Source organism: Micromonospora sp. WMMD882, assembly GCF_027497255.1.
GTDB lineage: Bacteria > Actinomycetota > Actinomycetes > Mycobacteriales > Micromonosporaceae > Micromonospora.
The window spans coordinates 2,645,504-2,666,004 of sequence record NZ_CP114903.1 but is presented as its reverse complement, the minus strand read 5'-3'; the positions used below and the strand labels follow the sequence as shown (position 1 = coordinate 2,666,004).

The 20,501-nt window shown below is 74.5% G+C and carries 20 protein-coding genes; 10 read left to right on the top strand and 10 right to left on the bottom strand.

The features are described from left to right. Positions 1–40: 40 nt before the first annotated feature. The gene (locus O7606_RS10775; protein WP_281598915.1) at positions 41–883 is read right to left on the bottom strand and encodes an alpha/beta hydrolase; all 843 of its coding nucleotides are present in this window, start codon (positions 881–883) and stop codon (positions 41–43) included. Between the two features lie 64 nt (positions 884–947). Here O7606_RS10775 and O7606_RS10770 point away from each other — a divergent pair, with 64 nt between their 5' ends. Then, a complete protein-coding gene (locus tag O7606_RS10770) occupies positions 948–1,190 on the top strand; it encodes a DUF5522 domain-containing protein (protein ID WP_281598914.1) in 243 nt (80 codons plus the stop codon). Positions 1,191–1,213: 23 nt separating this feature from the next. Here the strand turns inward: O7606_RS10770 and O7606_RS10765 are convergent, their stop codons facing one another. After that, positions 1,214–1,903 carry a metal-dependent transcriptional regulator gene (locus O7606_RS10765; protein WP_281599607.1) on the bottom strand — a complete coding sequence of 230 codons (690 nt, stop codon included), beginning with the start codon at positions 1,901–1,903 and terminating at the stop codon, positions 1,214–1,216. A gap of 164 nt (positions 1,904–2,067) precedes the next feature. On the opposite strand from O7606_RS10765, the gene O7606_RS10760 reads away from it, so the two are divergent. The 3 genes from O7606_RS10760 to O7606_RS10750 all read left to right on the top strand — a co-directional run bounded on the left by O7606_RS10760 (position 2,068) and on the right by O7606_RS10750 (position 6,865). Next, a complete protein-coding gene (locus O7606_RS10760; protein ID WP_281598913.1) occupies positions 2,068–2,937 on the top strand; it encodes a sulfurtransferase in 870 nt (289 codons plus the stop codon). A 37-nt stretch (positions 2,938–2,974) separates the two neighbouring features. Continuing rightward, positions 2,975–4,156, top strand: coding sequence for an acetoin utilization protein AcuC (locus tag O7606_RS10755; protein WP_281598912.1), 1,182 nt, complete (start codon positions 2,975–2,977; stop codon positions 4,154–4,156). Positions 4,157–4,273: 117 nt separating this feature from the next. Beyond that, positions 4,274–6,865, top strand: a complete 2,592-nt coding sequence (locus O7606_RS10750) for a bifunctional GNAT family N-acetyltransferase/acetate--CoA ligase family protein (protein WP_281598911.1) — start codon at positions 4,274–4,276, stop codon at positions 6,863–6,865. Positions 6,866–6,939: 74 nt separating this feature from the next. Here the strand turns inward: O7606_RS10750 and sigB are convergent, their stop codons facing one another. Further along, a complete protein-coding gene (gene sigB, locus O7606_RS10745) occupies positions 6,940–7,950 on the bottom strand; it encodes an RNA polymerase sigma factor SigB (RefSeq protein ID WP_281599605.1) in 1,011 nt (336 codons plus the stop codon). A 219-nt stretch (positions 7,951–8,169) separates the two neighbouring features. On the opposite strand from sigB, the gene O7606_RS10740 reads away from it, so the two are divergent. Then, positions 8,170–8,958, top strand: a complete 789-nt coding sequence (locus O7606_RS10740; RefSeq protein ID WP_281598910.1) for a sporulation protein — start codon at positions 8,170–8,172, stop codon at positions 8,956–8,958. Between the two features lie 50 nt (positions 8,959–9,008). On the opposite strand, the gene dtd is transcribed toward O7606_RS10740, so the two are convergent. Together dtd and O7606_RS10730 are read right to left on the bottom strand one after the other, a co-directional pair. Then, the gene (dtd, locus tag O7606_RS10735; RefSeq protein WP_281598909.1) at positions 9,009–9,431 is read right to left on the bottom strand and encodes a D-aminoacyl-tRNA deacylase; all 423 of its coding nucleotides are present in this window, start codon (positions 9,429–9,431) and stop codon (positions 9,009–9,011) included. Then, positions 9,431–10,915 carry a methyltransferase gene (locus tag O7606_RS10730; RefSeq protein WP_281599604.1) on the bottom strand — a complete coding sequence of 495 codons (1,485 nt, stop codon included), beginning with the start codon at positions 10,913–10,915 and terminating at the stop codon, positions 9,431–9,433. Before O7606_RS10730 ends, dtd begins: the two co-directional genes overlap by 1 nt. Positions 10,916–11,033: 118 nt before the next feature. On the opposite strand from O7606_RS10730, the gene O7606_RS10725 reads away from it, so the two are divergent. Together O7606_RS10725 and O7606_RS10720 are read left to right on the top strand one after the other, a co-directional pair. Then, entirely contained in the window at positions 11,034–11,636 is a 603-nt protein-coding gene (locus O7606_RS10725) for an HhH-GPD-type base excision DNA repair protein (protein WP_281598908.1), read from the top strand. A 216-nt stretch (positions 11,637–11,852) separates the two neighbouring features. Next, complete coding sequence (locus O7606_RS10720; protein ID WP_281598907.1) at positions 11,853–12,209, top strand: DUF3099 domain-containing protein; 357 nt, start codon at positions 11,853–11,855, stop codon at positions 12,207–12,209. Positions 12,210–12,216: 7 nt separating this feature from the next. On the opposite strand, the gene O7606_RS10715 is transcribed toward O7606_RS10720, so the two are convergent. Further along, positions 12,217–13,218 carry a PfkB family carbohydrate kinase gene (locus O7606_RS10715; RefSeq protein WP_281598906.1) on the bottom strand — a complete coding sequence of 334 codons (1,002 nt, stop codon included), beginning with the start codon at positions 13,216–13,218 and terminating at the stop codon, positions 12,217–12,219. Then, positions 13,215–14,138: a pseudouridine-5'-phosphate glycosidase gene (locus O7606_RS10710; protein ID WP_281598905.1), complete on the bottom strand. Its 924-nt coding sequence runs from the start codon at positions 14,136–14,138 to the stop codon at positions 13,215–13,217. The genes O7606_RS10715 and O7606_RS10710 overlap by 4 nt, the downstream gene beginning before the upstream one ends. A gap of 85 nt (positions 14,139–14,223) precedes the next feature. Between O7606_RS10710 and O7606_RS10705 the strand changes: the two genes are divergently transcribed. Together O7606_RS10705 and O7606_RS10700 are read left to right on the top strand one after the other, a co-directional pair. Continuing rightward, positions 14,224–14,442, top strand: coding sequence for a DUF3039 domain-containing protein (locus O7606_RS10705; protein ID WP_281598904.1), 219 nt, complete (start codon positions 14,224–14,226; stop codon positions 14,440–14,442). A gap of 335 nt (positions 14,443–14,777) precedes the next feature. Beyond that, entirely contained in the window at positions 14,778–16,511 is a 1,734-nt protein-coding gene (locus tag O7606_RS10700; RefSeq protein ID WP_281598903.1) for a DEAD/DEAH box helicase, read from the top strand. A 139-nt stretch (positions 16,512–16,650) separates the two neighbouring features. On the opposite strand, the gene O7606_RS10695 is transcribed toward O7606_RS10700, so the two are convergent. Both O7606_RS10695 and O7606_RS10690 read right to left on the bottom strand, forming a co-directional pair. After that, the gene (locus O7606_RS10695; protein WP_036374862.1) at positions 16,651–16,884 is read right to left on the bottom strand and encodes a hypothetical protein; all 234 of its coding nucleotides are present in this window, start codon (positions 16,882–16,884) and stop codon (positions 16,651–16,653) included. A 242-nt stretch (positions 16,885–17,126) separates the two neighbouring features. Then, positions 17,127–18,734: an RNA polymerase sigma factor gene (locus O7606_RS10690; protein ID WP_281598902.1), complete on the bottom strand. Its 1,608-nt coding sequence runs from the start codon at positions 18,732–18,734 to the stop codon at positions 17,127–17,129. 287 nt (positions 18,735–19,021) lie between these two features. Here O7606_RS10690 and O7606_RS10685 point away from each other — a divergent pair, with 287 nt between their 5' ends. Beyond that, positions 19,022–19,834 (top strand): inositol monophosphatase family protein, encoded by an 813-nt coding sequence (locus tag O7606_RS10685; protein WP_281598901.1) that lies wholly within the window; start codon positions 19,022–19,024, stop codon positions 19,832–19,834. A 58-nt stretch (positions 19,835–19,892) separates the two neighbouring features. On the opposite strand, the gene O7606_RS10680 is transcribed toward O7606_RS10685, so the two are convergent. Then, positions 19,893–20,414, bottom strand: coding sequence for a LytR C-terminal domain-containing protein (locus O7606_RS10680; RefSeq protein WP_281598900.1), 522 nt, complete (start codon positions 20,412–20,414; stop codon positions 19,893–19,895). Positions 20,415–20,501 lie beyond the last annotated feature (87 nt).

Genomic DNA, 20,501 nt, shown 5'->3' with positions numbered 1-20,501 from the left:
CGACGGCAGGCGGGGCGGGAACGCGTCGCCCGTGCCGGGCTCAGCGCAGGAAGGCGGCGAGGGTGGCGGTGAAGGCGTCCGGGTCGTCCAGCCAGGGGTAGTGGCCGGCGCCGGCCTGGACGGCGTACTCGGCCTGCGGGAACAGCGCGGCCAACTGGGCGACGGCCGGTTCCGGGGTGCTGACGTCGCGGTCTCCGGCCAGGACCAGCACCCGCCCCCGGTGACTGGTCACCGCGGCCCGGATGGCGGTCGTGTCGAAGGGCGTGGCGAGGAAGACCCCGGTGGCCTCGGGGTTGCGCTGGCCGGCGGCGGCCGCGTGGTGGGTTTGGGCGGCGGCGTCCCACCGGCCGTACTGGAGGGGGGCGATGGCGGCCACGTCCTCGGGCGCGGCGCTGCCGTCGATGAGCCGTTCCAGCGCCGCCGACGCGGTGGCGTGGTACGGCTCGCCCCGTCGTCCTTCGGTCGTCGCCCGGCGGAGCTGCGGGGTCACCTCGACGCCGACGGCCGCCGGGCTCGGCGTCACCAGCGCCAGCCGGCCGACCCGCTCCGGGTGCCGGGTCGCGTAGCACAGCGCCAGGCTCGCCCCGGCGGAGTGGCCGAGCAGGTCGAGCCGGTCCAGCCCGAGGTGGTCGCGCAGCGCCTCGACGTCGTCGACCTGCCGGTCGCACCGGTACGAGGTGGGGTCTGCGGGGATCGCCGAGTCGCCGGTGCCCCGGGCGTCGGCGAGGATCAGTCGCCGGTGGCGGGAGAGGCCACCCAGGTCGCCGAGGTACGCGGCGGCGCGCATCGGCCCGCCGGGCAGGCAGACGAGGGGGGCGCCGGACCCCACGGCCCGGTAGGCGAGCAGGGTCCCGTCGGGCGCGGAATAGGTCGTCGTGGTCATCGGGTGACACTGACAGCGGCGTCCGGGCCGGGCAACCGGCTTTCCGCGACCCTACACTCGTCGGGTGAGCATGCGGCGGCTTCCACTGGCGGACCGGGCGTTGACCGAGCCGCACCCGTCGCGGCTGTCGCCGGAGCACCCGGAACGGGCGCGGATCCTCGCCGCGCACGCTGCCGCGCTGGCCGCCGGCCAGGCCGGCTATTCCGACCCGTCGACGGGGTTGTTCGTGCTGACCGCCGGATTCCTCGCCGACCGTGGCGCCTGCTGCGGGCGCGGCTGCCGGCACTGCCCGTACGTGACGGACTGACCCCGCCGGTCGGGGCGGGAGGCTCAGTGGGCGGCGACGAAGACCCGGGAGGCGACCTCACGGGGCAGGCGGATCTTCTCCCCGGACCGGTCGATGGTGACCGCGTCCCGTTCCTGGGCGACGGTCACGGTCGCGCCCGGGTCGACCCCGGCGGAGTGCAGTTGACGCAGCACGTCCGCGTCGGTCTGCACGCTCTCGCAGATCCGCCGGACGACGACCGTGCCGACCAGGCCGGGGAAGGCGAGGTTGCGTTCGCTGTCGGGGGTCTCGGCGGCCGGCTCCTCCGGGGGGCCCAGCTCCTCGAGCCCGGGGATCGGGTTGCCGTACGGGGAGCGGGTCGGGCGGTTGAGCAGGTCGTAGACCCGCTTCTCGACCGCGTCGCTCATCACGTGCTCCCAGCGGCAGGCCTCCTCGTGGGCCTCCTCGTAGGGCATGCCGATCACGTTGACCAGTAGCAGCTCGGCGAGGCGGTGTTTGCGCATCACCGAGACGGCGGTGCTGCGGCCCAGGTCGGTGAGGGCGAGGTGCCGGTCCCCTTCGACGGTGAGCAGCCCGTCGCGTTCCATCCGGGCCACGGTCTGGCTGACGGTGGGGCCGCTCTGCCGCAGCCGCTCGGCGATCCGCGCGCGCAGCGGCGGCACGCCTTCCTCTTCGAGCTCGAGGATGGTGCGCAGGTACATCTCGGTCGTGTCCACCAGATCGTGCCGGGCCATTTCTACCCCCACCTTGTCCTCGGAGGTAACCACACCCTCGATCGTGGCGACCGGATCGCGCGACACGCCGGAGGTCCTCCCGGCTCCGATGTTACCCCGACGCGGGGCGGACGACGGCCGCCGAACCACCGGTCGGCGTGCGCCGGTGGTGTTGACTGGGGCGCATGTCCGTCACCGAGGATTCCCTGGTCGAAGCAGCCGATCTGGCGGCAGAGCTACGGCGCCGCCCGCCACCGACCGTGCTGGACGTGCGGTGGCGGCTGTCCGGCCCGCCCGGTCGGGACGACTACCTCGCCGGTCACCTGCCGGGCGCGGTCTTCGTCGACCTCGACACCGAGCTGTGCGGCCCGCCCGGCCGCTCCGGCCGGCATCCGCTGCCCGACCCGGCCGCCCTTCAGGCGGCGCTGCGGCGCGCCGGCGTCCGCGCCGGTCACCCGGTCGTGGTGTACGACGGCGGCGACGGGATGGCCGCCGCGCGGGCCTGGTGGACGTTGCGGTGGGCCGGTCACCGGCCGGTCCGGGTGCTGCACGGCGGCTGGCCCGCCTGGTTGGCCGCCGGGCTGCCGGTCGCCGACGGGTCGCCCACCCCGCCGCCGGGTGACGTCACCGTCCGGCCGGGGGCGCTGCCGGTGCTGGACGTCGACGCCGCCGCCCGGCTGGCCGCCGCCGACGACGCGGTCCTGCTCGACGTGCGGGCCGCCCCGCGCTACCGGGGTGAGCACGAGCCGGTCGACCCGGTGGCGGGGCACGTTCCGGGCGCGGTGAGCCTGCCCGCCCCGGGGTACGTGACGGAGGGCCGGTTCCCCGCCGCCGACGTGCTGCGGGACCGGTTCGCCGCGGCGGGGGTGCGGGCCGACCGTCCGGTCGGGGCGTACTGCGGTTCCGGGGTGACCGCCGCGCAGGCGGTGTTGGCGCTGCACCTGGCCGGGCGCGCGGACGCCGGCCTGTACGTGGGCTCGTGGAGCGAGTGGGTGGCGGACCCGGCGCGCCCGGTGGCCACCGGCGCGACACCCGGTCGGCCCGCTCCGGCCTGACCAGGGACGGACGGCCCGACGTGCGACGATGGTCGGCATGTCCGACGACACGGTGGTGGTCTGGGACGAGGCGCTGCTCGACTACGACCTCGGTGATCATCCGCTCGATCCGGTACGGGTGGAGCTGACCGTCGCGCTCGCCCGTGAGCTGGGCGTGCTCGACCGGCCCGGGGTGCGGCTGGTGAAGCCCGAGCCGGCCGACGACGCGTTGTTGACCCGGGTGCACGCCCCCGACTATCTCGACGCGGTCCGGGCCGCCCCCCGGGATCCGCTCTGGGCCGGCTACGGGCTGGGCACCTCGGACAATCCGGTCTTCGAGGGGATGCACGAGTCGAGCGCGCTGGTGGCCGGGGCGAGCGTGGCCGCCGCCGAGGCGGTGTGGCGGGGTGAGGCCCGCCGGGCGGTGAACGTCGCCGGTGGGCTGCACCACGCCATGGCGGCGCGGGCGGCCGGGTTCTGCGTGTACAACGATCCGGCGGTGGCCATCGGTCGCCTGCTGGACCTGGGCGCGGAGCGCGTCGCCTACGTCGACGTGGACGTGCACCACGGCGACGGGGTGCAGCAGATCTTCTGGGACGACCCCCGGGTGCTGACGGTCAGCCTGCACGAGACCCCGCTGGCGCTCTTCCCCGGCACCGGGTTCCCGGACGAGACGGGCGGGCCGGCGGCGCCGGGCAGCGCGGTCAACGTGCCGTTGCCGCCCGGCACCGACGACGCCGGCTGGCAGCGGGCCTTCCACGCGGTCGTGCCGTCGGTGCTGCGGGCGTTCCGCCCACAGATGCTGGTCACCCAGTGCGGCGCGGACGGCCACCGGCTCGACCCGCTGGCCGACCTGCACCTGTCCGTGGACGGGCAACGCGCCACCTACCTGGCCCTGCGGGCGCTCGCCGACGAGCTGTGCGACGGACGTTGGGTCGCCACCGGCGGTGGCGGGTACGCCCTGGTGGAGGTGGTGCCCCGGGCCTGGACGCATCTGCTGGCGGTGGCCACCGGGGAGCCGGTCGACCCGGCCACGCTCACCCCGCCGGCCTGGCGGCAGTTGGCCGCCGCCCGCCGTCCCGGCCGGGAGGTGCCGCTGCGGATGGGCGACGGCGTCGACCCGAGGTACGAGCCGTGGCAGCCGACCGGGGAGCCGACCCCGGTGGACCGGGCGGTCGCCGCGACCCGCCGGTCGGTGTTCCCGCTGCTGGGTCTCGACCCGCACGATCCGCGCGACTGAGCCGGCCGCCGCGTCCGGGCCGCCCGCCCGACGCGCGCGGCCGGGCGGCCGGTCCGGTCCGCGCGGACGGCCCGGCCGGCGCGAACGCCGCGCCGCCGGCAGGAAAGGGGACCGGATGTGACCAGCCTGGACCAACCGGTGGACGTGCTGCTCAGTGACGGTACGACCGTGCAGTTGCGGCCGATCGGGCCGGACGACGCGTCGGGCATCGTGGCGATGCACTCCCGTTTCTCGGAGCGCACCCGGTACCTGCGCTACTTCTCCCCGTACCCGCGGATCCCGGAGCGGGACCTGCACCGGTTCACCCACGTGGACCACCACGACCGGGAGGCGTTCGTGGTGTCGGCCGGGGACCGGATCGTCGCCGTCGGCCGGTACGAGCGGCTCGGGCCCGACGTCCCCGACGCCGAGGTGGCGTTCGTGGTGGAGGACGCCTACCAGGGGCGGGGGATCGGGTCGGTGCTGCTGGAGCATCTCGCCGACGCGGCCCGGCGGGTGGGGGTCACCTCGTTCGTCGCCGAGGTGCTCCCGGCCAACGGGGCGATGTTGCGGGTCTTCGCCGACTTCGGTTACCAGGTCCGGCGGCAGTTCGCCGACGGCGTGGTGCACCTGACCTTCCCGATCGCCCCGACCGAGCAGACGCTCCAGGTGCAGCGTGGCCGGGAGCAGCGTACCGAGGCCCGGTCGGTCGCCCGGCTGCTCGCCCCGCGTGGGGTGGCCGTCTACGGGGCCAGCGCCACCGGCCAGGGCATCGGGGCGGCCGTGCTGGGGCACCTGCGGGACTTCGGCTTCACCGGGGCGGTCGTCCCGGTGCACCCGAGCGCGACCACGGTGGCCGGGCTGCCGGCGTACCCGTCGGCGGTCGACGCCGGGCAACCGGTCGACCTGGCGGTGGTCGCGGTGACCCCGGACGCGGTGCCGGCGGTGGTGGCCGACGCGGCGGCGGCCGGGGCGCACGGCCTGGTGGTGATCTCCGCCGGGTTCGCCGAGGCGGGCGCGGCGGGCGCGACGGCGCAGCGGGCCCTGGTCCGGGCCGCGCACGCCGCGGGCATGCGGGTGGTCGGACCGAACTGCCTGGGCGTCGCCAACACCGACCCGGCGGTACGCCTCAACGCCACGCTCGCCCCGGTGCTGCCGACGGCCGGCCGGGTGGGCGTGTTCAGCCAGTCCGGCGCGTTCGGGGTGGCGTTGTTGGCCGAGGCGGACCGGCGCGGGTTGGGGCTGTCCAGTTTCGTCTCGGCGGGCAACCGGGCCGACGTCTCCGGCAACGACCTGCTCCAGTACTGGCAGGACGATCCCACCACCGACGTGATCATGCTGTACCTGGAGACCTTCGGGAACCCGCGCAAGTTCGCCCGGCTGGCCCGCCGGATCGGCCGGGTCAAACCGGTGGTGGCCCTGGCCTCCCCGGCCCGCCCCCGGGCACCCGACCCGGCGCCCCCGGCGCAGAGCGCCCCGTCGCCGGCGGTGGCCGGGCCGGACGAGGCGGCGGTCAGCGCGCTGTTCGCCCAGTCCGGGGTGATCCGGGTGGACACCGTCGCCGAGCTCCTCGACGTCGGGCTGCTGCTGGCCCACCAGCCGTTGCCGGCCGGGCGGCGGGTCGGGGTGGTCGGCAACTCCTCCGCGTTGACCGGGCTGGCCGCCACCGCCTGCCTGGCCCAGGGGCTCAGCCTCGCCGGCGGGCATCCGCGCGATCTCGGCCCGCACGCCGGGGCCACCGAGTTCACCCTGGCGCTGGCCGAGACCGCCGCCGACCCGGCTGTCGACGCGCTGGTGGCGGTGTTCGCGCCGGCGCTGCCCGGTCAGGTGGTCGACGTCGACGCGGATGTCGCCGCCACCCTGCCCAGCGTGCTGGACGCGGGCAAACCGATGGTGACGGCCTTCCTGACCGGCAAACTGCCGGTCGACGTGCCCGCCTACTCCGGGGTGGAGGAGGCGGTGCGGGCGCTGGCCCGGGTCACCGGGTACGCCGACTGGCTGCGCCGGACCCCGGGCACGCTGCCCGAGCTGCCCGACGTGGACCCGGCGGCGGCCGAGGCGGCGATCCGCGTCGACGGCCCGGACCAGGCCGCCCGACTCCTCGCCGCGTACGGCGTCGAGGTGGTCGGATCGACGCCCGCGGCCACCGTCGAGGAGGCGGTCCGGGCGGCCGAGCGGACGGGTTTCCCGGTGGCGGTGAAGTCGGCGGCTCCCGGGTTGCGACACCGCCTCGACCTCGGGGCGGTACGCCTCGACCTGGCCGACCCGGACGCGGTGCGGCGCGCCTACGCCGAGCTGGCCGGGGTCTTCGGCCCGGACGTGCTCGTGCAGGCGATGGTCGCGCCCGGGGTGGCCTGCGTGGTGGAGCTGGTGGAGGATCCGACGTTCGGCCCGGTGGTCGGTTTCGGTCTCGGCGGCGTGGCCACCGAGCTGCTCGGCGACCGGGCCTGGCGGGCGGTGCCGCTGACCGACCGGGACGCCCGGGAGCTGGTCGACGAGCCGCGGGCCGCGCCGCTGCTGCGCGGCTACCGGGGGGCCGCCCCGGTCGACCGGGACGCCCTGGCCGACCTGCTGGCGCGGGTGGGTCGGCTGGCCGACGACCAGCCCCGGGTGCGGGCGCTCACCCTGAACCCGGTGCTGGCCCGTCCGGACGGCATCGCCGTGCTGCACGCCACGGCGCGGATCGGCGCGGCCGTCGTCCGCCCCGACACCGGCCCCCGCCGCCTCTGAGTCAGCCGGCCCGGGTGCGGGCCGGCACGACAGTGGGCCCCGGCGAACCGCCGGGGCCCACTGTCGTGGCGGACTCAGCAGGCGTACGACTCCAGCCGCTGGGCCCGCTCCGGGTCCCGCAGCTTCAGCAGGGTCACCTTCTCGATCTGCCGGATCCGCTCGCGGGACAGCCCGAACTCGCGGCCCACCTCGTCCAGGGTGCGCTGCCGGCCGTCGTCGAGGCCGAACCGGAGCCGGATCACCGCCTCCTCCCGCTGGGAGAGGGTGGCCAGCACGATCCGGACCTCCTGGCGGAGCTGCCCGGTGGTGATCTCGTCGCCGGGCTCCTGGCGCGGGTCGACGGCGGCGACGAAGTCACCGAGGGCGCTCTCGCCGTCCTCGCCGACGGCCTGGTCCAGGCTGACCGGCTCCCGGTCGTACGAGATCAGCTCGATGATCTGGAACTCCGGCACGTCGAGGGCGCGGGCCACCTCGCTGACGGTGGGTTCCCGACCGAGCGAGACCGACAGCTCACGACGGACCCGGACCATCCGGTTGACCTGCTCGACCATGTGCACCGGGATGCGGATGGTGCGGGCCTGGTCGGCCATGGCGCGGGTGATGGCCTGGCGGATCCACCAGGTGGCGTAGGTGGAGAACTTGTAGCCCTTGGTGTAGTCGAACTTCTCGACGGCGCGGATGAGGCCGAGGTTGCCCTCCTGGATGAGGTCGAGGAAGGCCATGCCCCGCCCGGTGTACCGCTTGGCGATGCTCACCACCAGCCGCAGGTTCGCCTCCAACAGGTGGTCCTTGGCGGCGCGGCCCTCGGCAACGACGAGTTCCAGGTCCGCCCGCAGTTGCGTGGAGACGGGGGTGCAGGTGCTGAGCTTCTCCTCGGCGAAGAGGCCGGCCTCGATCCGCTTGGACAGCTCGACCTCCTGGGCGGCGGTCAACAGCTTGGTGCGTCCGATCCCGTTCAGGTAGGCCCGGACCAGGTCCGTCGACACCCCGCGCTCGTCGGTGGCGTCCAGGTCGGCAAGGGTCTCCACGGGCGCGTGGTCGTCGGTGTCGGTGGTGCCGGCCAGCTTTGTCGGCTGCTCGCTCATCTGCAGAACCATCTCTGTCGCCTCCCCGCGTCAACGTCGCGCGTACCGGGCCAGTGGCGCCGGTGACACACAGCTTGCCGGGTGGGGCGTGAAACGGGAGTGAGGCGATCGGGGACCCGACAGCAACGCTGCCGGAACGTGTGGCGGGGCTTGCCCGACCCGGTTACGGTGCCACCGGTCGGCCCGCCGGGCCGCCACGATCAGGCAACGGAGGACACGGTGGTCTTCAAGAGACTCATGCAGGCGATGGGCGTGGGCGGTCCGTCGGTGGAGACGGTGCTGACCAACCCGAACTGCCGTCCGGGCGGGCACCTGGAAGGACGGGTCCAGGTCGTCGGGGGCGAGCACGACACCGACATCGAGTACGTGGCGCTCGGGCTGGTCACCCGGGTGGAGGTGGAGAGCGGCGACAGCGAGTACCAGACCACCCAGGAGTTCCACCGGCAGCAGCTCACCGGCCCGTTCCGGCTGGCCGCCGGGCAGCGGTACGACGTTCCGTTCCGGTTCGAGGTGCCGTGGGAGACCCCGCTGACCGAGCTGTACGGCCAGCACCTGCACGGCATGACCATGGGGCTGCGTACCGAGCTCGAGGTGGCCCGCGCGGTCGACAAGGGTGACCTGGACGCGGTGGCGGTGCACCCGTTGCCGGCGCAGGAGCGGATCCTGGAGGGGCTGCTGCGGCTGGGCTTCCGCTTCGCCCGCGCCGACGTGGAGCGCGGCCACATCTACGGCGTGCAGCAGCACCTGCCGTTCTACCAGGAGATCGAGTTCTATCCCGCGCCGCAGTACGCCGGCGGGATCAACCAACTGGAGCTGACGTTCGTCACCAACCCCCGCCACATCCAGGTGGTGCTGGAGATCGACAAGCGGGGCGGGTTGTTCACCGAGGGGCGGGACGCGTTCGGCCGGTTCACCGTCGAACACGCCACCGCCCACCAGACGGACTGGGCCGCCCAGCTCGACGGGTGGCTGCGGCAGTCCCTCCAGCGCCGCGGCCTCTTCTCCTGACCGCCCTCCCCCACCCCACCCACCGGTGGCCCGGGGGAGGGGTGGGGAGGTCAGAGCTCCAGCAGGATGGTGCGGGGGCCCACGTTGACGCTCTCGACCAGCATGTGGGCGCGGAACCGGCCGGTCTCGACCGGCGCGCCCCGGGCCCGCAGCGCCTCCACCACGGTGGTGACCAGCGGCTCGGCGACCTCGGCGGGAGCGGCGGCGGTCCAGCTCGGCCGGCGGCCCTTGCGCGCGTCCCCGTAGAGGGTGAACTGGCTGACCACCAGGATCGGCGCTCCGGTGTCGGCGGCGCTGCGCTCGTCGTCGAGGATCCGTAGCTCGTGCACCTTGCGGGCGATGGCCTGGGCGGTCTGCGGGGTGTCCGCGTGGGTCACCCCGAGCAGCACCAGCAGGCCGTCCTCGATAGCGCCGACGACCTCGCCGGCCACGGTCACCCGGGCCCGGCCGACGGTCTGCACCACTGCCCGCATCAGTCGACGACCGGCTCGACGAAGCCCCGTTCGACCAGGTGCGCCACGATCGGGCCGGCTGCCTCGGCCAACTCGTCGACCGTGACGTCGTGCGCCGCGGCGAGCAGGGCGAGCTGGTCGCGCAGCGGCAGCCGGCCGTCCGCGCCACCGACCAGGGCCAGCACCAGCGGGTCGATCTCCTCGGTCCAGCGCAGGCCGCGCGGCGCGGCGAGCACCTGCCGGTCGACCGCCCAGCCCTCGTCGCCCATGGTCGCCTCCTGGCGCAGTTGCAGCCCCTCGGCGGCCCGGAACCGGTGCGCCAGCAGCCCCTCGGCGTCGTGCGAGCGCAGCCAGTCCTGCCTGTCGAACCAGCCGGCGATCCGGTCACCCAGCGGCGGCTCGACCCGCTGTCGCAGGTCCTCCACCCGGACCACCGGGTCGTCGTGGCCGCTCGCGCGCAGGCTGACGATGCCGAAGCCGACCGCCTCGACCTTGTGCGCGTCGAACCAGTCCAGCCAGGCCGCCATCCGGTGCGGGTCGGCCGTCTCACCGACGTCGGTCAGCCACAGGTTCACGTACGCCATCGGGTCGGCGACCTCACGCTGGATCACCCAGGCGTCCAGGCCGGTGCCGGTGAACCAGCCGGCCACCCGGTCACCCCAGTCCTCGCCGGCGACGTGCGCCCAGTTGGCCAGGTACTGCATGACGCCGCCGTCGGTGAGCAGCCCGGGCGCGGCGGCGGCCAGCTCCGCGCCGACCGCGTCGCCGACCCGGCCGGAGTCCCGGTAGACGTGCGTGGTGGTGCCCGGCCCCACCACGAACGGCGGGTTGCTCACCACCAGGTCGAACCGTCGGCCGGCGACCGGGGCCACCAGGTCGCCGCGGAGCAGCTCCCAGTCCTGGCCGTTGAGCGCCGCGGTGGTGGCCGCGAACCGCAGCGCCCGGGCGGACACGTCGGTGGCGGTGACCGTGCCGGCATGGGTGGCCAGGTGCAGGGCCTGGACGCCGGAACCGGTGCCCAGGTCCAGCGCGCTGCCCACCGGACGGCGGACCGTCGCGCCGAGCAGGGTCTGGGTCGCCCCGCCGATGCCGAGCACGTGCTCGGCGTGCAACGGGCGGCCGGGTCGGGCGCTGGCCGGAAGGTCGGCCAGCACCCACCAGTGGTCGCCGTACGGCTCCAGGTCGATCCCGGCGCGCAGGCCGTCGTCGTACCGCTCGACCAGCCCGGCGGCGAGCGCCTCGGCCAGGGGCAGCGGAGCGAGCGCCGCGGTGACCGCGGACTCGGGCTCGGTCTGCTCGCAGATGAAGAGCCGGATCAGCGTGGCCAGCGGGTCCCGGTCCTCGGTGGCGCGCAGGGCGGCCCGGTGGTCGTTGCGGGCCACCCCGCCGGTGGCCTGCGGGCCGAGCCGGGTGGCGATGCCGTTGGCGGTGAAACCGGCGGTGGTCAGCGCGGCCCGGAGCCGGTCGACCCCGGCGGGAGAGAGCAGCATGTCGTGTTCGTCCACATCGCCCATCCTGCCTGCTGCCCGGCCGGGCTTTCCCGGCACCCGTCATCCGTGGGCCGGGAAGGCGCCTCGGCGGGTTACCGCCGACGGGCCGGCCGGGCGGTGGCAGCATGTCGCCATGGCGCTTTCGCTTCCCATCGACCCCGAGGCCAACGCCCTGCTCAACCGGGATCCGCTGGCCCTGCTGCTCGGCATGGTCCTGGACCAGCAGGTCCCGTTGGAGAAGGCGTTCACCTCGCCGTACGTGCTCAGCCAGCGGCTCGGGCACGTGCCCGACGCGCGGGAGCTGGCCGGGCTCACCCCGGAGGCGCTGACCGAGCTCTTCGCCCGGCCACCGGCCCTGCACCGGTTCCCGAAGGCGATGGCGGCCCGGGCGCAGGAGGTGTGCCGGCTGCTCGTCGAGCGGTACGACGGGGACGCGGCCCGTCTCTGGGCCGACCCGGTCGACGGCGCGGAGCTGCTGCGCCGCATCGGCGAGCTGCCCGGCTTCGGGCGGCAGAAGGCGCAGATCTTCCTGGCCCTGCTCGGCAAGCGCCTCGAAATCCAGCCGCCGGGTTGGCGGGAGGCGGCCGGCGGGTATGGCGAGGCCGGGGCGTACCGGTCGGTCGCCGACGTCACCGACGGGGAGTCGCTGCGGCGGGTCCGTGAGCACAAGCAGCAGCAGAAGGCGGCGGCGAAGGCGACCCGCGAGCCGGGTCCGGGCCGGTCCGCGCCCCGCTGAGCGGCCCGCCCGACGGTCCGCCGGAGCGGGGCGGGGATCGCGGCCCTGGCGGGGAGCGCGGTCCCGGACGGCCCGGGACGGGCAGGGCCCCGCGCGTCCGGACGGACGCCCGCCGGGATCACGCCCCCGGTCGGGGCCGTGGCGTCGCTGCGTCGATTCTCGCGGCGACCGGCGCGGTGGTGACAGGATGGGGGCAACCCCGTCGAGGAGGTCCGTGTGAAGCGTCAGGCGTACCAGCCGATCCTGATCACCGACGCCTCCCGCAGCCAGGACGACCAGCTCACCAGTCGCCAGCGGCGTTATGTCCTGATGATGTCGATCCGCGCGGCCTGCCTGATCGTGGGGGCCGTCCTGGCCAGCGTGCAGGCGCCGCTGCTCTGGCTCTGGCTGCCGCTGTGCGGCATCGGGATGGTGCTCATCCCCTGGCTGGCGGTGCTGCTCGCCAACGACCGGCCGCCGAAGGAACAGCACCGGCTGCGTAACCGGACGGCCCGGCGGGAGGCGACCCCGCCCCGCAGCCTGGCCGCCGACGCCGAGGACCGCCCCCACCGGGTCATCGACGCCGAACCCTGATCCGGGCTCACCGGGCCGGGCGGGCGCCGATCGTCGAGACCGCCCTGGCCCCCAGCTCGGCGGCGTCGGCCAGCGCCTCCGCCCGGGTCACGCCTGCCGACCAGCCGGCGATCAGCCCGGCCGCGAAGGCGTCCCCGGCCCCGGTGGCGTCGACCGTCGGCGTCCGGCGGCCCGGCGTCGAGGTCACCGTTCCGTCCGGCCCGACCCAGACCGCTCCCGCCGGCCCACGCTTCACCACCACGTTGCGTGCGATGGCCGTCAACGTCCGGGCCTGCGTCACCGGGTCCGCGTCCGGCGCGAGCACCGCCGCCTCGTCCGCGTTGACCAGCAGCAGGTCGACGTCGCGTACCCAGTCCAGGAAGGCCGCCGCGCCGACCTGCCGCAGCGGCGCGGCGGAGGCCGCGTCGACGCTGCTGGTGAGACCACGCTCGCGGGCGACGGCCAACGCCCGTCGGCCCGCCGCCCGCGAGGCCGGATCCAACAGCGGGTACGCGGACAGGTGCAGGTGCCCGGCGTCCGGCCGGTCGGCCAGGGCGGCGGTCACCTGGGCGCCGGTCAGCCGCTGGTTCGCGCCCCGCTCGGTGAGCATCGTGCGTTCCCCGGCCGAGGCCAGCACCACCACGCTGCCGGTGGGCCGGTCGGCGTACGCGGTGACCGCGCAATCGACCCCCGTGCGGGTCAGCTCGGCGACCCGGGCCCGGCCCGGCTCGTCGTCGCCGACCGCCGCGACCAGGGTGACCGGCACCCCCAGCCCGGCCAGCCAGACGGCGGTGTTGGCGGCCTGCCCACCCCCGGTGAACCGGATCGTGGCCGGGGTGTCCGAGCCGGTGGCCAGCGGTCCGGCCAGCACCGCGACCACGTCGGTGACCAGGTCGCCCACCACGATCACCCGACCCGGCCCGGCCGGCCGGAGACGTGCCGCCGGCGGGACGGGCGCGGTCGGCGGGACCGGCGGGGAGCCGTCGGTCGGGTCGGGTCGGCCTCCGGCGTGCGCGTCGTCGCCGTTCATCCCGCCGTGGCGGACGCGGCGACGGCGATCCGGGCGGCCAGGTCGGCGTTGCGGAGGATGATCCGCACGTTCACCGCCAGGCTCGCGCCCCCGGTGGCGGAGTGGAAGTGGGCCAGCAGGTACGGCGTCACCGCCTTGCCGGTCACCCCGTCCCGGGCCAGCCGGGCCAGCCCTTCGGCCAGCGTCCGGTCGTGCAGCTCCGGGTCGAGCTGCTCGTCGACCGGCAGCGGGTTGGCCACGATCAGTCCGCCGCCGTGCGCCCGCTGACCGGCCCGCGCGGCCATCGTGGCCGCCACCTGCTCCGGCGAGTCGACCGACCAGTCCAGGTCGAACCCGCCGTCGGTGACGAAGAACCCGGGGAACCGGCGGGTGCGGTAGCCGACCACGCCGACGCCGAGCGTCTCCAGCCGTTCCAGGGTCGCCCCCACGTCGAGGATCGACTTGACGCCGGCGCAGACCACCGCGATCGGCGTCCGGGACAGGGTGACCAGGTCGGCCGACTCGTCGAAGGTCTGCGCGGCCTCACGGTGCACCCCGCCGAGCCCGCCGGTGGCGAACACCCCGATTCCGGCCGCGGCGGCCACCGCGCTGGTGGCGGCGACCGTCGTCGCGCCGTCCGCGCCGGTCGCCGCGGCCACCGCCAGATCGCGTACGGACAGCTTCGCCACGCCGTCGGCGGTGGCCAGCCGGGTCAGCTCGGCGTCGTCCAGGCCGACCACCAGCTGTCCGCCCACCATGCCGATGGTGGCCGGCACGGCGCCCGCCTCGCGTACCGTCTGCTCGATCCGGCGGGCGACCAGGAGGTTGTCCGGCCGGGGGAGGCCGTGCGAGACGATGGTGCTCTCCAGGGCGACGACCGGACGCCGGGCGCGCAACGCCTCGGCGACCTCGCGCCCGTGGCGGATGTGGAAGTCGGTCACCTCGCCACGGTACGGCGTGGGCTGAGGGTGGCCGCGGTGGACCGGGCCGGAGTGACCTGCCAGACTTTGAGGTCGGAGGTGCGACGTGAGCACAGAGGTTCTGGAGCGTCCGGAGCAGAAGGACGCCGACACCGGTCCGGAGATGTTCCACTACGTCCGTAAGGAGAAGATCGCCGAGAGCGCCGTCATGGGCACTTTCGTGGTCGCCCTGTGCGGCGAGACGTTTCCGGTGACCAAGGCGGCCAAGCCCGGCTCGCCGGTCTGCCCGAAGTGCAAGGAGATCTACGACTCCTGGGCCGACTGACCGTGGGCGGCCCCACCGGCCGCCCACCCGGCCTGTCCGTCCCCCTGCCTGCCCTCGACCTGTCCGGCCCGGCCTGACCCGGCCCGGCCTGACCCGGCCCGGCCTGACCCGGCCCGGCCTGACCCGGCCCGGCGCGGGCCGCTCCCGGCCCGCCTGAGCCGGTCGGTCGAGCGGGTGACCGGTGCCGGCGGTGGTGTCGCCTGGGCGGACCGGAGCCCGCTGGTTATGCTGATCCCGCCTTCGCGGCATCCGTGCGCGGAGGCGTTTTCATGGGCGGCGGCACCCGTGGCCCTCGGCCGGGGTCCGCCTGACGGTGGTCGGAGAGGAGCGGTTGCGTGGCTGCCCGGTTGCCGGCGATCGAGACGTTTCCGGCCCTGCGTGCCTGGCAACGCAAAGCCCTGGTGGAGTACCTGCGCCGCCGGGGGCCCGACTTCACCGCGGTCGCCACCCCGGGAGCGGGCAAGACGACCTTCGCCCTGCGGATCGCCGCCGAGCTGCTCGTCGACGGCACCGTCGACGCGGTCACCGTGGTCGCCCCCACCGAGCACCTGAAGACCCAGTGGTCCCTGGCGGCGGCCCGGGTCGGCATCCAGCTCGACGCCGCCTTCCGGAACTCCGACGTGCACTCCGCCGCCGACTTCCACGGCGCGGTGGTCACGTACGCGCAGGTGGGCATGGCGCCGCAGGTGCACCGCAGACGCACCATGACCCGGCGCACCCTGGTCATCCTGGACGAGATCCACCACGCCGGCGACTCCCGGACCTGGGGGGACGGGGTGAAAGCGGCCTTCGAGCCCGCGGTACGCCGGTTGATGCTCACCGGTACGCCGTTCCGCTCGGACGACAACCCCATCCCGTTCGTCGACTACGAGCGGGGCGGGGACGGTCTGCTCCGTTCGCGTGCCGACTCGGTCTACGGCTACGCCGACGCCCTACGGGACGGCGTGGTCCGGCCGGTGCTGTTCCTGGCGTACTCGGGGGAGACCCGGTGGCGCACCAACGCCGGCGAGGAGCTCTCCGCGCGGCTGGGCGAGCCGATGACGCAGGACCTGATCGCCCAGGCCTGGCGGACCGCCCTGGACCCGGCCGGCGACTGGATGCCGCAGGTGCTCCGGGCGGCGGACGCCCGCCTGACGGTACTGCGCAACGCCGGGATGGCCGACGCCGGCGGGCTGGTCATCGCGACCGACCAGCAGACCGCCCGGTCGTACGCGAAGCTGCTCGAACAGGTCACCGGGGAACGGGCCGCGGTGGTCCTCTCCGACGACCAGGGCGCGTCCGCGCGGATCGCCTCGTTCGCCGCCTCCGAGCAGCGTTGGCTGGTCGCGGTGCGGATGGTGTCCGAGGGGGTGGACATCCCGCGGCTGGCGGTGGGCGTCTACGCGACCAGCGCCAGCACCCCGCTGTACTTCGCCCAGGCGATCGGGCGGTTCGTCCGGGCCCGCCGACCGGGCGAGACCGCCTCGGTCTTCCTGCCCAGCGTGCCGCACCTGCTCGGGCTGGCCAGCGAGATGGAGGCCGACCGGGACCACGTGCTGGGCAAGCCGAAGGACCGGGATGGCTTCGACGACGACCTGCTGGAGCGTGCCCAACGCGACGACCAGGCCAGCGGCGAGCTGGAGAAACGGTTCGCGGCGTTGTCCGCGACCGCCGAGTTGGACCAGGTCATCTTCGACGGCGCGTCGTTCGGCACCGCCGCGCAGGCCGGCACCCCTGAGGAGGAGGAGTACCTCGGCCTGCCGGGCCTGCTCACCGCGGACCAGGTGGCGTTGCTGCTGACCAGACGGCAGGCCGACCAGCTCGCCGCGCAGCGGCGACGGGCCGTCGAGCGGGCCGCTGAGCCGGCCGCTGCGGCCCCGGCCGCGCCGTCGGCGCCGATGAGCGCCGCCCAGCGTCGGGTGGCGCTACGTCGGCAGCTCAACGCCCTGGTGGCCGCCCGTCACCACCGTACCGGCCAGCCGCACGGCAAGATCCACGCCGAGCTGCGTCGGCTCTGTGGCGGCCCACCCAGCGCCCAGGCCACCATCGAGCAGCTCGAGGAGCGCATCGCTACCGTCCAGACCCTCTGAGCCGGTCCGCGCCTGGTCGTCGGTGAAGAGCCGCTGGCCCCTCAGGACGCTGTTTCCCTGCCCCGCCCCCGGGCGGGGCAGGGAAAAGCCGGCGGACCCTGGAGGGATCGCCGGCTTTTCGGGGTATGTCGGGTTCGGGTTAGTTCGCCATCAGATCGGCGCCACGCCAGCTGAACTCCGGGTCCGTCGCGTACCGCACGGTGATCTTCACGAGATCCTCCGCGTACTTGTTCGCGTGGTGCCCACAGAACACCAACTCGCTCCCACCCGCCAGAGTGATCCGGAGCTTGCCGGCAGCATTGCAGCGGTCGCACCGTTCATCGGCGGCTGGGGGAGCCACCGTCTCGGGCGGCGGCGTGAGGGTCGGGGTCATCGCCTTCCTCCTCTGGTCGTCACCGATGAACACTCTCGTCGGTCATTGCTCACCTATCGTGCAACACCCTTGCCGGGCCCTGCCTTCCCAGTGTGCCCGCGGGGGACCGGGGTCACACATGGGGGACAGTGTGCCGTGCACCAAGGGTGCCACGTCAACGATCACAATCGGGTAGTCGGCCGGTCACTACGGCGTGTTGTACGCCTGGTGATCAAACCGACACCAAGGGTTGACGGAATCTCTCAGTCCAGGTAGTCACGAAGGACCTGTGACCGCGAGGGGTGCCGGAGCTTCGACATCGTCTTCGACTCGATCTGCCGGATGCGCTCCCGGGTCACCCCGTACACCTGGCCGATCTCGTCGAGGGTGCGCGGCTGGCCGTCGGTCAGGCCGAAGCGCAGCCGGACCACCCCCGCCTCCCGCTCGGAGAGCGTCTGCAACACCTGCTGGAGCTGGTCCTGCAACAGTGAGAACGACACCGCGTCGACCGCCACCACGGCCTCGGAGTCCTCGATGAAGTCGCCGAGTTGGCTGTCCCCCTCGTCACCGATGGTCTGGTCGAGCGAGATGGGCTCCCGAGCGTACTGCTGGATCTCCAGCACCTTCTCGGGTGTGATGTCCATCTCCTTCGCCAGCTCCTCGGGGGTGGGCTCGCGGCCCAGGTCCTGGAGCAGCTCACGCTGTATCCGGCCGAGCTTGTTGATCACCTCGACCATGTGCACCGGGATGCGGATGGTGCGGGCCTGGTCGGCCATGGCGCGGGTGATGGCCTGGCGGATCCACCAGGTGGCGTAGGTGGAGAACTTGTAGCCCTTGGTGTAGTCGAACTTCTCGACGGCGCGGATGAGGCCGAGGTTGCCCTCCTGGATGAGGTCGAGGAAGGCCATGCCCCGCCCGGTGTACCGCTTGGCCAGCGAGACCACCAGCCGCAGGTTCGCCTCCAGGAGGTGGTTCTTGGCCCGCTCCCCGTCCCGGGAGATCCACATCAGGTCGCGCTGCATGTCCCGGGCGAACTTCTCCTCGCCCTCCTCGGCCGCCCGCAGCCGCTCCGCGGCGTAGAGCCCGGCCTCGATCCGCTTGGCCAGCTCCACCTCCTGCTCGGCGTTGAGCAGCGGGACCTTGCCGATCTGCTTGAGGTACGCCCGGACCGAGTCGGCGGACGCGGTCAGCTCGGCGTCCCGCCGGGCCTGCTTGAGCGCCTCGGACTCCTCGTCGTCCCACTCGAAGTCGTTGTCGGTGGCGGAGCTGGCCGCGTCGGCCTCGGCGGCCTGGGCCAGCTCGACCGGCTCCTCGACCACCACGTCCTCGATCTCGGCGGCGAGCTCCTCGGGATCGATGTCGCCCTCGGGCCCCTCGCCGGTCTTGGCCTTGCCGGCGGCCTTCGCGGGCGCCACGGCGGCGCCGGCGGCCGCGGCCTTGGTGGCCCGGGTGGCCTTCGCGGCCTTCGGCGCCGCCTTGGCGGCTACCTCCCCGGTCGTGCCGGCGGTCGCCTTGCGGGGGGCGGCCTTGCGGGGGGCCGGTGGCGTCTCGTCGGCCGCGGGGGCCTGCTTCGGGGCCGGCGCGGCGGCCTTCTTGGTGGTCTTGGCGGTGGTGGCCCGGGACGCCGGTGTGGCCGACCGGGCGGCGGCGACCCGGCGGCGGGTGCTCGCCGATCCGTCGACCACCACGGTCACGCCCGCGTCGGAGAGCGCGCGCAGGATCTTCTTGGCCTGGGCCGGAGTCACCTCAGCGGACTCGACCGTGCGCGCGAGCTGAGCCGACGTCAACTGGCCACCGGCGCTCTGCGCGTGGGCGATCAGCGTGTCGGTGAGCGAGCGTACGTCGGCGCCGGTGTGGCGGGGTTCTGTCACGAATGACCTTCCGGAGGCGATGAGCGAGCACGGCCGGGTTCGCCCGACACGGCATGGGACACCCGGGTCGGACGATGTGGTTGAGGAACCCCCGTGTCCCGGGCCGGCCGGTCGGGCGGTCCGTGGCGCGTGGGCAGGGGTGAATTGTAACGCCGTCTGCGGCGATCATCCTGCGCCGTACGGCGGACGAGCGCCGGGAGCCGTGAAATTGGCGCACTTGTGGACTTTGTAGGGATGATACTCCCGGGCCACGTCAGGACGTCCCGGACGTGCGGGAAGGGGACACGATGAACTCGGCCACGCCGGGGGAACTGCTGGAGATCGCCGTGGAGGTGGCCCGCGAGGCGGCGGCGACCGCCCACCGGATGCGGGAGGAGGGGGTCGCCGTGGCCGCCACCAAGAGCACGGCGACCGACGTGGTGACCGCCGCGGACCGGGCGGTGGAGCGGCAGGTGGTCGCGCACCTGCGCCGGCTCCGCCCGCACGACGCGGTGCTGGGCGAGGAGTACGGGACGGACCCGGCGGCCACCGCCGGCAGTGACGTCCGGTGGATCGTCGACCCGATCGACGGCACCGTGAACTACCTCTACCGCCTGCCGTACCACGCGGTGTCGCTGGCCGCCGAGGTGGCCGGTGAGGTGGTGGCCGGGGTGGTGCGTGGCATCGCCACCGGGGACGAGTGGACCGCCACCCGGGGCGGTGGCGCGTTCCGGGACGGCCGGCGGCTGGGCTGCTCCACCGAGACGGATCTCGGGCAGGCGCTGGTGGCCACCGGGTTCGGCTACGACGCCGGCCGGCGGGCGCACCAGGCGCGGGTGCTGGCCGGCCTGATCACCGAGGTCCGGGACATCCGGCGGCTCGGCGCCGCCTCGGTCGACCTGTGCCTGGCCGCCGAGGGGCGGGTGGACGCGTACTACGAGAAGGGACTGAACGCCTGGGACCTGGCGGCCGGTGGGCTGGTGGCGACCGAGGCGGGCCTGCGGGTCACCGGGCTGGAGGGCCGTCCCGCCGGCCCGGATCTGGTGCTGGCCGCGCCGCCGGCGCTGTTCGACGCCCTGCACGACCGGCTCGCCGACCTGGACGCCGCCGGCGGCCCGTGACGACCCGGCCGGGGGTGGGGCCGCCGCCGACGGTCGACCGGCCGTCGGCGGCGGACGGTCACTTGTCGACGGGCGCCGGGCAGGTGTTCTCCGGGGCCTGCGGCGCGCCGAGGTCACCGAGGGACTGGTTGACCTCGGTGAGGGTGGCGAGCTGCTGGAAGGAGCTGCCGAGCACCACGTCGACCACGTCGTCGGCGCGCTTGGCGTCGTACTCGTAGATGGCCTGGTTGAGGAAGTACGCCCGGAGCAGGTGGGCGGAGCCGACCCCCTTCGGCCCGTACCGCAGCACGGCCACCTCCTCGACGGACCGCTTCTGCGGGTCGTTGCCCTTCTTCTTGACCTGGAACCTGCGGTTGCCGAAGTCGTCCGCGATGGCGTTGGCGAGGCCCGGCTTGTCGGTGGCGTTGTAGACGTTGATCTTGACGTCCTTGGCTTCGCGGAGCGTCACGTCGGCCAGCGGCCACCCCTCCGGGCAACCCTGCGCGCCACCGGCGCCGCTCTGGCTGTCCTTCACCAGCGCCACGACCACGAACACCAACGCGCAGACCGCCAGCAGGCCGACGACAACGAGTGCTCGCACTCGCGCAAAGCTCATTCTGGGCGCTCCCGGGAGAGGTGGTGGGTGACGACTGCCCACGGCGCGGCCGGGCCGCGCGGACGGGCGTCG

Bases quoted from the DNA above. Each gene is read 5' to 3' on its own strand.
- O7606_RS10775 (WP_281598915.1), bottom strand. From the start codon at position 883: ATGACCACGACGACCTATTCCGCGCCCGACGGGACCCTGCTCGCCTAC.
- O7606_RS10685 (WP_281598901.1), top strand. From the start codon at position 19,022: ATGAACTCGGCCACGCCGGGGGAACTGCTGGAGATCGCCGTGGAGGTG.
- O7606_RS10715 (WP_281598906.1), bottom strand. From the start codon at position 13,218: ATGAACGGCGACGACGCGCACGCCGGAGGCCGACCCGACCCGACCGAC.
- O7606_RS10695 (WP_036374862.1), bottom strand. From the start codon at position 16,884: ATGACCCCGACCCTCACGCCGCCGCCCGAGACGGTGGCTCCCCCAGCC.
- O7606_RS10760 (WP_281598913.1), top strand. From the start codon at position 2,068: ATGTCCGTCACCGAGGATTCCCTGGTCGAAGCAGCCGATCTGGCGGCA.
- O7606_RS10725 (WP_281598908.1), top strand. From the start codon at position 11,034: ATGGCGCTTTCGCTTCCCATCGACCCCGAGGCCAACGCCCTGCTCAAC.
- dtd (WP_281598909.1), bottom strand. From the start codon at position 9,431: ATGCGGGCAGTGGTGCAGACCGTCGGCCGGGCCCGGGTGACCGTGGCC.
- O7606_RS10765 (WP_281599607.1), bottom strand. From the start codon at position 1,903: ATGGCCCGGCACGATCTGGTGGACACGACCGAGATGTACCTGCGCACC.
- O7606_RS10755 (WP_281598912.1), top strand. From the start codon at position 2,975: ATGTCCGACGACACGGTGGTGGTCTGGGACGAGGCGCTGCTCGACTAC.
- sigB (WP_281599605.1), bottom strand. From the start codon at position 7,950: ATGAGCGAGCAGCCGACAAAGCTGGCCGGCACCACCGACACCGACGAC.